The 13700-nt window shown below is 60.5% G+C and carries 12 protein-coding genes and 2 pseudogenes; 6 read left to right on the forward strand and 8 right to left on the reverse strand.

Features of this window, described 5'->3' with window-relative positions:
* Positions 1–2 precede the first annotated feature (2 nt).
* On the reverse strand, positions 3–821 hold the full coding sequence (locus ACPEE1_RS21490) for a MetQ/NlpA family ABC transporter substrate-binding protein (RefSeq protein WP_423934829.1): 819 nt from the start codon (positions 819–821) through the stop codon (positions 3–5).
* Positions 822–861: 40 nt separating this feature from the next.
* Positions 862–1674 (reverse strand): MetQ/NlpA family ABC transporter substrate-binding protein, encoded by an 813-nt coding sequence (locus ACPEE1_RS21495; RefSeq protein WP_021026289.1) that lies wholly within the window; start codon positions 1672–1674, stop codon positions 862–864.
* A gap of 178 nt (positions 1675–1852) precedes the next feature.
* Here ACPEE1_RS21495 and ACPEE1_RS21500 point away from each other — a divergent pair, with 178 nt between their 5' ends.
* Together ACPEE1_RS21500 and ACPEE1_RS21505 are read left to right on the forward strand one after the other, a co-directional pair.
* Entirely contained in the window at positions 1853–2782 is a 930-nt protein-coding gene (locus ACPEE1_RS21500; RefSeq protein WP_423934830.1) for an IS5 family transposase, read from the forward strand.
* 50 nt (positions 2783–2832) lie between these two features.
* Positions 2833–2982: pseudogene (locus ACPEE1_RS21505) on the forward strand (IS5/IS1182 family transposase); the annotation flags it as partial.
* Positions 2983–3400: 418 nt separating this feature from the next.
* On the opposite strand, the pseudogene ACPEE1_RS21510 reads toward ACPEE1_RS21505, so the two are convergent.
* From ACPEE1_RS21510 to dacB, 6 genes and pseudogenes are all read right to left on the reverse strand, one after another.
* A pseudogene (locus ACPEE1_RS21510) lies at positions 3401–3597 on the reverse strand (transposase); the annotation flags it as partial.
* A gap of 211 nt (positions 3598–3808) precedes the next feature.
* Positions 3809–4147, reverse strand: a complete 339-nt coding sequence (locus tag ACPEE1_RS21515) for a hypothetical protein (protein ID WP_423934832.1) — start codon at positions 4145–4147, stop codon at positions 3809–3811.
* A 10-nt stretch (positions 4148–4157) separates the two neighbouring features.
* Positions 4158–4514: a hypothetical protein gene (locus ACPEE1_RS21520; protein WP_423934834.1), complete on the reverse strand. Its 357-nt coding sequence runs from the start codon at positions 4512–4514 to the stop codon at positions 4158–4160.
* Positions 4511–7498, reverse strand: coding sequence for an SdrD B-like domain-containing protein (locus ACPEE1_RS21525; RefSeq protein WP_423934836.1), 2988 nt, complete (start codon positions 7496–7498; stop codon positions 4511–4513). The genes ACPEE1_RS21520 and ACPEE1_RS21525 overlap by 4 nt, the downstream gene beginning before the upstream one ends.
* Before the next feature lie 351 nt (positions 7499–7849).
* Positions 7850–8482, reverse strand: a complete 633-nt coding sequence (locus ACPEE1_RS21530; RefSeq protein ID WP_182344726.1) for an ankyrin repeat domain-containing protein — start codon at positions 8480–8482, stop codon at positions 7850–7852.
* Between the two features lie 113 nt (positions 8483–8595).
* Positions 8596–10218 carry a D-alanyl-D-alanine carboxypeptidase/D-alanyl-D-alanine endopeptidase gene (gene dacB / locus ACPEE1_RS21535; protein ID WP_423934838.1) on the reverse strand — a complete coding sequence of 541 codons (1623 nt, stop codon included), beginning with the start codon at positions 10216–10218 and terminating at the stop codon, positions 8596–8598.
* A 130-nt stretch (positions 10219–10348) separates the two neighbouring features.
* Here dacB and tsaB point away from each other — a divergent pair, with 130 nt between their 5' ends.
* The 4 genes from tsaB to corA all read left to right on the forward strand — a co-directional run bounded on the left by tsaB (position 10349) and on the right by corA (position 13688).
* On the forward strand, positions 10349–11068 hold the full coding sequence (gene tsaB, locus ACPEE1_RS21540) for a tRNA (adenosine(37)-N6)-threonylcarbamoyltransferase complex dimerization subunit type 1 TsaB (protein ID WP_116926121.1): 720 nt from the start codon (positions 10349–10351) through the stop codon (positions 11066–11068).
* Positions 11065–11541, forward strand: coding sequence for a ribosomal protein S18-alanine N-acetyltransferase (gene rimI / locus ACPEE1_RS21545; RefSeq protein ID WP_116926120.1), 477 nt, complete (start codon positions 11065–11067; stop codon positions 11539–11541). Before tsaB ends, rimI begins: the two co-directional genes overlap by 4 nt.
* Positions 11538–12398 carry a uracil-DNA glycosylase family protein gene (locus tag ACPEE1_RS21550; protein WP_423934840.1) on the forward strand — a complete coding sequence of 287 codons (861 nt, stop codon included), beginning with the start codon at positions 11538–11540 and terminating at the stop codon, positions 12396–12398. Before rimI ends, ACPEE1_RS21550 begins: the two co-directional genes overlap by 4 nt.
* A 303-nt stretch (positions 12399–12701) precedes the next feature.
* Positions 12702–13688: a magnesium/cobalt transporter CorA gene (gene corA, locus ACPEE1_RS21555; protein ID WP_021025633.1), complete on the forward strand. Its 987-nt coding sequence runs from the start codon at positions 12702–12704 to the stop codon at positions 13686–13688.
* Positions 13689–13700: the final 12 nt, after the last annotated feature.

Below are 13700 nucleotides of genomic sequence, written 5' to 3' on the forward strand. Positions count from 1 at the left end.
CCTTACCAGGGCAAGGTGTAGAGCTTGGGGTCGTTGTTGAACTGCTGGCTGATCGCCTGCTTGACTGCCGCAGAGTTCTGGAACACCTGGACAAATTTGCGCAGCTTGGGGTCGTCGGCACGGCTGGCCTGCGCGACAAAGCCCATCGCATAGAAGCGGTCGGCAATGCCCGAATAGGCCAGGGCCTTGCTGGCCTGCTCCTTCTTGCCGGCGCTGACAAAGTAGCTCGGCCAGAGCACGGCCAGGTCCACATCGGGCAGCGAGCGGATCAGCTGCGGGCCTTCGACTTCATAAAAGCGCAGCTGCTTGGGGTTGTCGCTGATATCGGCCACCGTGGCGCCAGGTGCATCACCGGTGCGCAGGCGGATCAGGCCCGCCTTTTGCAGCAGTGCCAGGCCCCGGCCCTGGTTGACCGGGTCATTGGCAATCGCGACCTTGGCCTTGGCCGGCACATCGGCCAGCGACTGGTAGCGCTCGGAGTAGATGCCAATGTTCTGCAACAGGCCCAGGCCCACAAACTTGAGCTGGTAGCCGCGCTCCTTGATGACGTTGTTCAAGAAGGCCTGGTGCTGGAAGAAGTTCAGGTCCACATCGCCGTTGTTGACGGCCTCGTTGGGCACCGTCCAGTCGGTGAACTCGACCAGCTCCACATCCAGGCCCTGGCTCTTGGCGTCGGCCACCACCGCCTTGATGGCATCGGCCGTGGCCCCCGGCGTGGAGGCGATGCGGATCTTGTCCGCTGCCTGCGCCAGTTGCCACCCTCCCAGCATGGCCGCTGCTGCAATCGCAGCCACCACGCGTCTGTTGATCTTGTTCGTCATGTTTTTCTCGCTTGCTTGATGAAAGGTCTTGGTACGCGGCTTACTTCTTCAGCCAGGCCAGCGTGTAGAGCCGGTCGTCATTGCTGAAAGACTTTTTGCTGACCGTGCGCACGGTCTCGGAGTTCTGGTAGATGCGGATGAACTTCTGCACCACCGGGTCGTTGACCCGGTCCTTCTTGACCACGAACTGAATGGCGAACTGTTGGTCCTCGATGCCCGAGTACGCCAGGCCGCTTGATGGATCAAAGGCTTTGGCTGCCACGATGAAGTGCGGGTAGCCCTGGGCGATATCGACATCACCGGTGATGCGCACCAGCTGCGGCCCTTCGACCTCGACAAAGCGCAGCGACTTGGGGTTGCTGGCAATGTCGTTGATGGAGCCCAGATAACCGACACCCGGCTTGAGCGTGATCAGCCCCACCTTTTGCAGCAGCAACAGGCCCCGGCCCTGGTTGACCGGGTCACTGGCAATGCCCACCTTGCCGTTGTTGGGCACATCGGCCACGTTCTTGTGCTTGAGCGAATACAGGCCGACATTCGCCAGAATGCCGGTGCCGGCGCTGGCCAGCGCGTAGCCGTTCTTCTTCACCGCGTTGTCCAGAAACGGCTGGTGCTGGAAGTAGTTGATATCGATATCGCCGTTGTTGACCGCCACGTTCGGTGTGGTCCAGTCGGTGAACTCAATCACCTCCACATCGATCCCCTGGGCCTTGGCATCCTTGGCCGCCGCATTGATGGAATCGGCATAGGCACCGGGCACGACAGCGATCTTGAGCTTGTCTGCCGCCACAGCCGGCAGCACCGCCACAGCAATGGCAGCGGAGATCAGCACACGCTTGAAACTCTGAAACATGGGACGTCTTTCTGGAGGTAAAGACTGCGCCATCACATGGCGGCAGCAGCAACGAAGCCTCCATTGGAGCTTTTGGGCTGGCTTTGCACCACGAAGAATTTCAAATATGGATATGAGAAGTCTGTGCTGGGGGGCGTTGTTGCATAAACACCGAGCATGTGCTCTGTAGGCTTCGTGCATGAGCCAGCCCACACCTAAGAAACGTTATCGCACCACCAATTGGAAGCAGTACAACTCATCCCTAAAGGCTCGTGGCTCCCTGACGATTTGGTTGGACAAGAAGATGTCTTGGTTTGCCGCAGCAAGCGGCAAACGCGGGCGTAGCTCGAAGTTCTCGGATGCTGCCATCCAGTTTTGCTTGACGATGAAGAACCTGTTTGGCCTGGCCCTGCGGCAGAGCACGGGACTGGTGCAGTCCGTGCTGCAATTGTCGGGGCTTGCTTGGCCTGCCCCTGACTTCAGTACTTTGTGCAGACGCCAATTAGGGCTGAACGTTCAGGTGCCATACACACGCAGCCAAGGCGGGTTGCATCTGCTGCTGGATTCGACGGGAATCAAGTTCCTGGGCGAAGGCGAGTGGAAGTGCAAAAAGCATGGGCCTGAACGTCGCCGCCAGTGGCGCAAGCTGCACATTGGCATTGATGCCCAGACATTGCAGATCAGGGCAATCTGCGTGACTTCCAACAATGTCAGCGATTCTGCTGTGTTGCCTGACTTGCTGCAGCAGTTACCGGAGGATGAAGCGCTTGAGAGCCTGACAGGCGACGGAGCGTATGACACACAGCCTGTGTATGAGGCGGTGATTCAGCGGGGCGCCATCCCCATAATTCCTCCGAGAAAGAACGCTTGGATACGCAAAGGCGATGCTTTCGCGTATCGCAATGCGGCGCTCGTTGCATGCAGACGTTTGGGTCGAAGGATATGGAAAGTGTGGGGTGGTTATTACCGGCGAAGCCTGGTTGGGACCAAGATGAACTGCAGCAAGCGGCTGGGTGAACGAGTGATGTCACGCACGTTCGAGCGGCAGGTCAACGAACTGCACATTCGAGTCGCTATCCTCAATCGGTTTACTGAGCTGGGTTGCCCGCAGACAGTAGCTGTGGCATAGCCACGTCTGGGGTTGGGAAAGTCTGGCCTGAGGCTGATTTATGCAACAACGCCGAGACGAAGATGAATTGCTTCAAGCGCCTGGGCGAGAAAGTGATGACCAGGACTTTTAAGTGCCAGGTGGCCGAGCTCAACATCCGAGCATCTATTCTCAATCAATTCACCGAACTGGGTACGCCCCGGACGGTGGCCGTCGCATAAATCTGTCTCGGGTTTGGGTCACTCGGCCTCAAGTCGATTTATATAACAACGCCGTGCTGATCTGTCGCATTTAATGACCCAACGCTTCACACACCATAATGCCATTTCATAAAAATTGGAAGACCAAGATCAATTCCAAGCCCCAATGCAATGGGAATAATTAGAAAAATTGATTTACACTTCATCAATCTCATTGAAATAACTACGAAAATAATAAATATTAACATAGAAAACCACCACCCCACCATCAGAGCCTTGGGAAACAAATATCCAAAAATCACAATCTGGATTGGCAGGGTAATGAGATAAATTAAATAATTTATTACTTTTAGAACACTCTATGCAATAGTAGGCCTATACCTAGGATCAGGATACTTCCTTAGAAAATCGAAATTTTGGCAAGAGTCGGGCACTGACCAAGGCAGGCCATACGCAATAGCGACTGCACCAAGCCCAATGTCTGGCTCAAGGGCTGGCCAAACAGGCTCTTGATGGTCAGGCCACACTGGATGGCCGCACCTGAGAACTTCTGGCAACGCCCACGCTTGCCCGTAGGCGGGGCTAACCACTGCATGTCCCTATCCAACCAGATGGTCAAGTCCCTTCGCGCCTCAACGCTGCGTTGTACGCCTTCCATTGTTGTGCGACCGCCCCCTACTCATCTCAATCATCTCCCCAGCCTACGCTAGCGGAAAACGGCATTTGCGCAACAACGCCCATCGGACCAGCAAATTCAATGCAAAGAGATCTAACTACCTCCAATTTTATTTACATTAAATTCAGAATCAACCCCATGTCATGCATTAATTTGATTTTCACACTTTGTCTATCGATGCATTATTGAATCCATTTCTCTTATTATCTCCAAACAAGAAATCATTATCAATTGTCTAAATTCCAATTCTATTTTCATTAATTCATAGTCACTACTTTTCAAGAATTTTTCATCACAAAGTAAACGCAAATCACCCAATGGGGTATCCACTGGAATTTTATTTAGAAAATCACCCAGTACGCGAAATTTTTCATCGTGATTTAACTCTAATAATTGCAAATTATGCAGCAATCTACTAACACCAACGCTTAGGCCAACCTCTAGCGTCACGATTTTTGTCGCCCATAATCTAGCCTTATTGGCTCTATATTTAATACGGTCTATATCCATAAAATCACCATTACTTTCCAATTCTTATCTTTTGGACGGTATTCTTTCCAATCTTAAAATCAACAGCTGGCTTACCAATCCAAGCATGATCTATACCTCCACCGGTAGCAGTGTAAAACAAATATGATTTATCACCCTTCGTTAAAATATCTTTCCCATCTTTTGTTGTCGAATGTTTATAGCCGTTGCTTTTCAGTGTTTTAATCATGTCATCTTTAGCTGTATGCGCAACAAATGTAGGCGTGCTTTTTTTGATTTCTTTTTTTAGAAATTCAATTGGGGTATAAGGTGGATGCTTGTTTATTTTCTTGGCAAATCTCAATCCCGGTATTTTTGCCCAGTTGAATGGATTTAAACATTCCTTCAAACAATCGCCAAGCGTTCTAGGATCACACTCATTTTGAATTGCGGCAAGTAACGCGTCAGTCGCCTTGCATTCTCCAACGCAGGCAGCTGTAGCCACAGCTCAACGCCTTGCTCTGCACCGGCAGCCAGGTCCATAGGCCAGCTTAGCTGGTCGCCGCTTTGCGCGGCAGCGGGCTTGGACGACAGCAGCTGGGCGCCGTTGCCCAAGGCCGTGCTCAGCGTGAGCTGGCGGGCCTTGTCGTCGCCATTGTGGATGACAGTCTTCAGGTACACGCTGGATTGGGCGAGCATCGGGTCTACCAGTTTGGGCGTACTCAGCACCATCTGGGCCTGGAGCCATGCCGTCCATTCCGTGCCGCTCAGCGGCTCAGCCAGGCTGTCAAAGCCCATCGCCAGCACCTGACCCTTGCCGTAGCTGCTGCGTGCTGCGGCGGTTTCTCCGGTCGCATAGCGCAGCTCGCTGGTCGCCTGCGCATCATCCGCCAAGGCCCAGCTTGGGCGGGTCAGCGGCAGCGCGTTAGCGCCCAACTGCAGTGCAGCATTGGGCAACGGCTGATCGGCATAGCTGCCCCACATATCGGCAATGGCACGCAGATGGGTATCGGCAGCGCCATCCACCACCAGCGAGGCACCACGCAGCACGGCAGCGCGCACTTCCTCCTGCAGGTGGGCGCCCAGATCGCTGAGCGACCCGCTCAGCCACAGCAGGCTGAAGTCGCCAGCACGCAACGCCTTTTGGAAGGCAGCAGCTGTCTCAACGATCTCGGCCTCATCGTCATACGTGGCCAGCACCGTTTGCGCGGCCTGGCGTTTTTGCGCGGCGCAGGCGGTGTCTGCGCCGCAGCCGATATAGGCCAGCACGCGCATACCCTGGTCTGCTGTTTGCGTGGCAGTCACGGCCTCGCTGCTCTGAATACGGATCAAGGTAGAGGCGCTGTTGTTGCTGCTGATATCGTCCTTGGTGGACGAGCCGATACGCGCAGCCACGGCAAACTCCTTGGCGCTGCTGTCCTTGTCGGTTTGCACTTCCAAGGTCAGGATCGCGGTGGAACGCGTTGCCATATCGCCCAGGGTCCAGACGCCATTGGCATAGCTGCCCACAGCGGCCGATGGGCTCAGCACGGTTAAGCCCGCTGGTATTTCCACATTCACCGTGGTCGCCACAGACGTAGCCGGGCCCAGGTTTTCTGCGGTGATCGTGACGGTGGATTTGTCGCCTCGCTTGACGGTAGCAGGGCTGGCACCTGCAGCTACTGCCAGGTCGGCCTTGGGCTCGAGGTCGGGGTTGTCGGGCGCGGCGGCACGCTTGGCAAACAGATAGCCGGCTGCAGCGGAGCCAGCAGTCAGCTCAATGCTGCTGAACTTGCCCGCCTCGCTCTGCCCACCCGCAGAGCCCGCCAGCGCCGCGCCATCCACCAGGCCATCGCTGACACCAACGACCAAGGTGTAGACGCCTGGCTTGAGGTTGGTGAAGTGGAACGCGCCTTGCGCATCGGTATACGCCGTTTGCAGCTCGGCGGCGCCCGTGCTGGCTTGGGTGCCGCTCAGTTTGACCTCGGTCACGGGGATGCCCGGCTCGCCACTGTCGCGCAGGCCATTGGCATTGCTGTCCCGGTACACGAGGCCCGCGATGCTGGCCTCGGCCGCGCCGGCCACAAAGCCAATGCTGTACTGGCCGCTGGTATTGGCATCGAAGATATTGAGGAAGTAGCTCCAACTCAGGTCTTCATTGCGCTCCTTGGACAACCAGACGTTTTCTGCAGGCACGATATAGCCATCCGACCGCGTGACCTGCACCGGCAGCTTGGCGCCGCGCGCCGGATCGGGCACGCGGGCATAGGCAAAGCCCTGGGCTACAGGGCTAAAGCGCAGGCTGGCGTTGTTGCCCTGCACGGTCATCTGTGCCGACGCCGTCTGGTTCTGCACCTCGGTGTCTGCGCCATCGGACTCGTAGACCCGATAGACGTCGCCATCCTTGGCGAGAAAGTCGCGCACCTTATCGCGCCCTGCCAGATCCACGCGCACATCCTGGACCAAGGTATGCGTGCGCACTTCCTTGATCAGCGAGGTGACCGCCCCCCCCAGGGAATCGGCATGGGTGAAGCTGGCATTGAACTCGACAAATTTGCCTGCCAGACTGGTGACCATGGACCAGCGGCCCATTTTGGAAGTGCCTGACTCTATGTCGCCAAAGTCCAAAAGCAGGCTCTTGCCTGCTGGTTGGTCGCCGACATAGCCGCCGAGAATTTGAAAGCTGATCGCCAGGCCCTGCCGGTTCTCCACAATGCGGGGCTGGGCGGTGTCGATCTTGGTCTTGTGGGATGTGCCGCCGCCCTGGTTCTTGATGCGGACGCCCAGGGTAAAGGGCTCTGCTGCTTCGGTCTCTGGCGTGAAGGCGTCGTCGGCATAGACATCGCGCGGCAAAAAGTAATCCAGCACCAGCTCGGGCTGGGGGCGTACCACGATGGATTCTGGCGCCACGTCAACGGAATCTGCCTTGCCGTCGAGCGTGTAGCTGACCTTGGCACCCACGTAGTACACAGCGCCTTGCGGGTTGCTGCCACCACTGCCCGCTGCGGGGATGATGAGCCAGTTGATATGGGCCACCGCCTTGGGCGCGATGACACCACCCTGGAGACTGGTGATGCCTGTCACCTGGTCAGTGCGGTAAAAGAACGTCGCCCCCTGGGCATTGGGGTCCGAGGTCGCAACCACCAGGTTGTTGTTGGCATCGAGAAACTTCAGCTCGATGGAGACGTTCTCCAGCTTCTGGTCCGCCAGGCCATTGGTGATGACCATCTTGGCATCAAAGGCCTGGCGCTCCAGCGAAAGCTTTTGTTCAATGACAATTTTGACTTCGGCACACACAGCGTCTGCCGCCTGCGCAAAGGCACTGCTGATCGAATACAGCAGCCCCAGCACCAACATGCCCACCACCGTTGCCCAGCTGGTAAACAGCGGGCGGCCCCTCTTTTTTTGATACATGCCGTGTGTCCATCTGTAGTCGGCCCAGGTCCATGGATGCACCCCTGGTCCTCCACTTCACTTGATATCCGTCAATTAACAACAATAATTTACTTATGTCAATTGATAGCTTTATTTCATCTTGAAGCGCATTGGAATGAACACTGCTTACAGGAAGCTGACAGATAGTTAGGCAAATGCAACAGTCACCTGAAAGGTGGGTACTGACTACCTCCAGTCGCTTGGCGGGCAAAGCATGCCAAGCATTGCCTCATGGAAGAGAAGCGGATCGAGGAGCAGTAGCAGGAAGGCAGCGCAGTGGCCCGCCCGGGTTCGCGCTGAAACCCGGGCAATGCGCTGTGCAACGGATCGTCAGGCCAGCCGCGGCTGGCGCAGCTGCTGCATGCGGTAGATCAGCCCCTGGGGCAGGCGCCGGGCGAGCGCGATGTCGACCGCGTCGCGGCCTTTGAAGTCAGCTACCGAGACGTCGGCGCCGGCGTCGAGGAGCAGCTCCAGGGTCTTGAGGCGACCGAGGCGTGCGGCATAGAAAACAGGGGTTTCGCCGTGCTCGCGCAGGTTGAGGAGGGGCTGGGCCTGCAGCAGCGCGCGGCACATGGCCTCGTCATCGCGCCACACGGCGGCCCACAGCGAGTAGCTGGCATTGGCGCCGTGCGAAAGCAGCAGTTCGACCAGCGGCAGGTTCTCGCCCCGGGCCACGGCAAACCACAGCGCGGTGGCGCGGAACTCGCCATTGCACTCGCCCATCGGGGCTTCGGCCTCCAGCACTGCGCCGGCGGCCAGCAAGGTGGCCACGGTCTCCAGGCCGTTGGTATCGGCAGACTGGGTGTTGTGCGCGGATACGCCACAGGCCACCTGCAAGGCGGTACGTCCCTTGCCATCGACCGCCTGGGCCCACTGCGGCGCCTGCGCCAGCAGCTGGGCCACCAAGGCGGCATCCCAACGCTTGGCAGCAGCAAACAGCGAGGTCTTCGAAGGCAGACTCATGCAGGGCTCCTTATGGCTTGTGACCATGCTCCAACGCGCAATGTACACCGATACCGCCGCAGCCCAACCTTGGTGGCAGGCAGGTTTTTCCCGACCTGCCTGCGCCTCTGGGGTTACTGGGCCGCCACCCAGTCGATCAGCGCATCCCAGGCGGGGCGTGCCTGCGGGGCATTGTCGCTGTTGGCCATGGCCACAACCACCCAGCGGCGCCCATCGCGGCCATTGACATAGCCAGCAATGGCCGAGGCATCGCGCAGCGTGCCGGTCTTCAGGTGGGCGCCACCGGTATGGGCGCTTTTGCTGTTTTTCATCGTGCCGTCCACACCCACGATCGGCATCGAGGCCATCAGCTCGGGCATGACGTTGGAGTTCCAGGCGACCGAGAGCATCTTGGCCAGCGACCCGGCGGTGATGCGGGCATCGCGCGAGAGGCCAGCGCCATTGTCGATGGTGGGCTGCGCCATGCCGGGTACGCGCTCGCTCCACCACTGCGCCACCGCCTGGCGGCCGCCTTCAAAGGTGCCGATGCCCGCGCGCTCCTTGCCCAGGGTCAGGAAGACCTGCTGGGTCATCACGTTGTTGCTGTACTTGTTGATATCGCGCACCACCTCGCCCAAGGTGGGCGAGCTGAAGCTCATCAGCGGCTGCACGCCGTCAGGCGTGGTGCCCATGCGCACCTGGCCAGTCACCTTGCCGCCCAGCTCGCGCCACATGCCTTCAAACACGCGGGGCGCAAAGCGGTCGGGCGCGGCGGGCGCCACGGCCCAGCTGTTCTCACCGCAAGCGGCCGGGTAGCCTCCCAGAAACTGGATCTGCGTGGCATCGGCCATCTGCGCCTTGAGCGCGCCGCGCCAGTCGCCACAGGCATTGCCCTTGGTCTTGAGCAGCGGCACCGTGCTGGGCAGGCGCAGATGCGCGACGGCCGGCTCGTAGGCGATGCGGGCCACGCCAGCGGCGGCATCGGGGATAAAGCGCATCGTCAGCGACTTGTAGTTCAGCAGCAGCGCATCGGGCACGGCGTTGTAGGGCCGGTAGGGCTCGTTGTCAAAGCGTGCGGGGTCGATGGGCGGCAGCGCGAAAGCCGAGCGGTCCAGCACCACATCGCCAACCACGACCTGGATGCCCTGGCCCAGCAGGCGGCGCTGCAGCAGCCACAGGCGCTCCATCACCAGCTTGGGGTCGCCCGAGCCCTGTACATAAAGATTGCCATTGAGGGCACCCTGGGCGACCTGGCCGTCGGTGGCAATGCGGGTGTCCCAGGTGTAGGCGGGGCCCAGGATCTCGAGCGCTGCATAGGTGGTCACCAGCTTCATCACCGAGGCGGGGTTGCGGCCCACATCGCTGTGCACATCAAGGAGCGGGCGCTGCGCGCCGCTGACATCCATCACCACCACGGAGACCGCATCGGACGCGACCTTGCCCCGCTGCAAGGCCGCTTCGACCTCGGCCGGCAAGCGGCCGGCGGGCCAGGCGTTGGCCGGGGCGGCGAGGGCTGCAGGTGCTGCAGCGATAGGTGCGACGGAGGCCGGTGCCTGGGGCGCCCCAGCGACCGGCTGGGCCAGCCGGATGGGCGTGGGCGTGGGGTCGCTAGAGGGGGCGGCCGGCGTCTGCGCGCAGGCCACCTGGCTCAGCGCAATCGCGACCGGGAGCAGCCAGCGGCCGCTGCTGCCAGGCAGGCCAGCGCTCAGCCGCGCCAGGGACAGAGAAAGGGGCGCCATCGAAGAAATCTGTTGCATGGGCAGCAGTCTAGCGGCTATGCCCAAGCCCGGCATGCAGCCTTGGCTTTGCCCCGATAATGGCAGGTTGCCACCCCTCTACAGGGGCTGAAACCGGGCGCCAGCATAGCGCCCGTGCGCGCCCTACCCCATGAACCTGCTTGCCCTCGAATCCAGTACCGACACCCTCTTTATTGCCACCGCGCGGGATGACCAGCGCTGGCTGCACAGCGGTGCCGGTGGCCAGCACACCTCCAGCCAGTTGCTGCCGGCGCTGCGCGGCCTGATGGCCGATGCAGGCCTGGGCTTTGATGCGCTGGACGCGATTGTGTTTGGCCGGGGCCCGGGCTCGTTCACCGGCTTGCGTACCGCCTGCGCCATTGCCCAGGGCCTGGCCTTTGTGGCCAAGGGCGGCCAGGGCGTGCCGGTGCTGCCGGTCGATACCTTGATGACCGTCGCTGAAGAGGCCCGCCTGCAATACGGCTGCACCCAGGTGCTGGCCTGCCTCGATGCCCGCATGGACGAGGTCTACAACGCCGTTTACCAGTATGTGGATGGCCACTGGCAGACCTTGGGCGATCTGCAGGTCTGCCCGCCGCAGGAGGTGCAGGTGCCCGCGGGCTTTGTCGTGGCCGGCAATGCCCAGGCCATATATGGCGAGCGCCTAGCGCCCGGCGCCACCCATCTGCAGGCCATGCCCACGGCCCGGGCCTTGCTGAGCCTGGCGCCTTATTTGCTGGCGCAAGGCCAGGCAGTGGCTGCGCAGGATGCGCTGCCGCTCTATATCCGCGACAAGGTCGCCAAGACCACGGCCGAGCGCGAGGCAGAAAAACAAGCCCAGGCCGCCGGCAGCCCAGGCAGCGCGCCATGAGCCTGCCGGCCTCGCCCCAGCTGCGCTGGTCCGCGCTGCGCATTGATGACCTGGATGCACTGCTGGCGGTGGAGAACCAGTGCTACACCCACCCCTGGACGCGGGGCAACTTTATCGACTCGATGGCGATGGGCTATGCGATGCAGCTGCTCTGGGCCGACGAGGAGCTGATCGGCTACTTTATTGCGATGCAGGGCGTCGATGAGCTGCACCTGCTCAACATCACCGTCAACCCGCGCCACCAGCGCCAGGGCTGGGCCAAGGTGCTGCTCGATCAGCTGCGCAGCTGGGCCGTCAGTGCGCGCGCGCAGGCGATCTGGCTGGAGGTGCGCATCAGCAATCTGCGCGCACAGCAGATCTACCTGGCGTTTGGTTTTGAATCGGTAGGGCTGCGAAAGCGCTACTATCCGGTATCCCATGTCGAACGCGAGGACGCCATGGTCATGCGTTATCTGCTGCCTACCACCCCATGAGCCTGAACCTGGACGCCCGCCAACGCGCCATGCTGCAAGAGATGGGCCACCCGCTGTGGTGGCCCGAATCGCCCGCGCCTGCCGCCCAGGCCGCGCCTGAGACATCTTCCGCTCCTGCGCCAGTGGCTGTACCGCCATCGCGCGCGGAGGCGGTGCCTGCCCCAGCTGTTGTGCCCACGGCAGCGGCTGCAGCAGCGACTACAGGAGCTAATGCACCTACTGTTGCACCCGCTCCAGCGGCGATGCCGGCTGCTGCGCTCCCAGAAACGGCCGTGCCCGCTGCCGCTATTGAGCCAACGCCAGCGCCTGCAGCAGCTGCACGCCCCACGTCCCCACAGGCGCTGCCCGCCGGCTTTCCGCGTGTGCGCTTTGCGCTGCGCGCGCCAGTCCTGCTCGATCTGCAGGGCAAGCAGCAGCCCGCAGTGCCCCCCACCCAGCCGTCCTGGCTGGTGGTGGCCGAGCTGCCCGAGGGCGCGCCCCAGCAGAGCGAAGCCTGCCAGCTGCTGGTGCAGATGCTGCGTGCCATGCGCCTGACCGATGCCCCCGTCTACTGGGTGCCGCTGGCCCGCATCCCTGCCAACCAGGAAGGCGATGATGGCCTGCCCAGCTTCAGCATCGAGGCGCTGGTGCAGGAATGCCAGCCGGCCATGGCGCTGCTGCTGGGCCTGCCGGCGGTGCGCCACCTGGTGCCGGGTGACCTGCCTTTCTCCAGCCTGCGCCAGCAGCTGCACCTGCTGGGCGGCTGCCAGCTGCCTGCCGTGGTCAGCTACGACCCCAGCCACCTGCTGCGCACCCCCCAGGCCAAGGCAGCAACCTGGGCCGATCTGTGCTTTGCACTGGCCCAGGCCGGGCGTTAATTTTCTTCACCAACCTGCCAATCTGCCGCCATTTAGCCGCCAAATAGCCGCCATTTGGTGAGTGTAGGCGCCCACTGACAGGCTGTGGCGTGGGGCGTTGACAACGCTGCGCGCGGACAAAGCGCATCGTCATGCGCAGCGGATGCGGGAATGCCATAATGGCGCCCATTCACAAACCGGAGTCTCTCCTTGGATCCCTACCCTAGTTGGTAGCTTCCACCCTGGCAAGCACATGGCTGCACAAGGGTCGGAAGCGCCCCCCGCCCCCCTTTTGCAGACCAATAACAACAAGGAAGTGAGCCCATGCTCAACATCTTTACGCTTGCCAATGGCCGTCTGGTGCAGGAAGAGATCGAGTCTCTCCAGGACCTGGCCCGTTTTCAGCCTATCTGGGTTGACCTCGAATCCCCCACCCTCGAAGAAAAGCGCTGGATCAAGCAGCACTATGGCCTGTCCATCCCCGAAGACGCGATGGACCAGGACATCGAGGAATCGGCCCGCTTCTACGAAGAAGACAACGGCGACCTGCACATCCGCAGCGACTTCTTGATCGATGACGAAGACGACCCGCGCAGCGTGCGTGTGGCCTTCATCATGAACCTGCACAACGCCGCGCTCAAAAGCTATGGCGTGCTGTTCTCCATCCACGATGAGGATGTGCCGGTGTTCCGCCTGCTGCGCCTGCGTGCGCGCCGCGCGCCGGGCCTCATCGAGGACAGCAAGGACGTGCTGCTCAAGCTGTTCGACGCCGACGCCGAGTACTCGGCCGATACCTTGGAAGGCATCTACGACGACCTGGAAAAAGTCAGCACCCAGGTGCTGGCCGGCAATGTGACCGACACCCACGCGAGTGAAGTGCTCTCGGCCATCGCGCGCCAGGAAGACTTGAACGGCCGCATTCGCCGCAATGTGATGGACACCCGCCGCGCGGTGAGCTTTGTCATGCGCAGCAAGATGCTCAACTCCGACCAGTTCGAGGACGCGCGCCAGATCCTGCGCGACATCGAATCGCTGGACAACCACACCGCCTTCCTCTTTGACAAGATCAACTTCTTGATGGATGCGACGGTCGGTTTCATCAACATCAACCAGAACAAGATCATCAAGATCTTCTCGGTGGCCAGCGTCGCGCTGCTGCCACCCACCTTGATCGCCAGCGTCTACGGCATGAACTTCAAGTACATGCCCGAAATCGACTGGCAATACGGCTATGCCTACGGCATTGCGCTGATGGTGGGCAGCGCGCTGATACCGATGCTGTACTTCCGCAAGCGCGGCTGGCTCAAGTAAGCACGGAGGCGC

It is taken from the genome of Comamonas sp. 23 (assembly GCF_049601575.1).
In the GTDB taxonomy this organism is placed as follows: domain Bacteria; phylum Pseudomonadota; class Gammaproteobacteria; order Burkholderiales; family Burkholderiaceae_C; genus Comamonas; species Comamonas squillarum.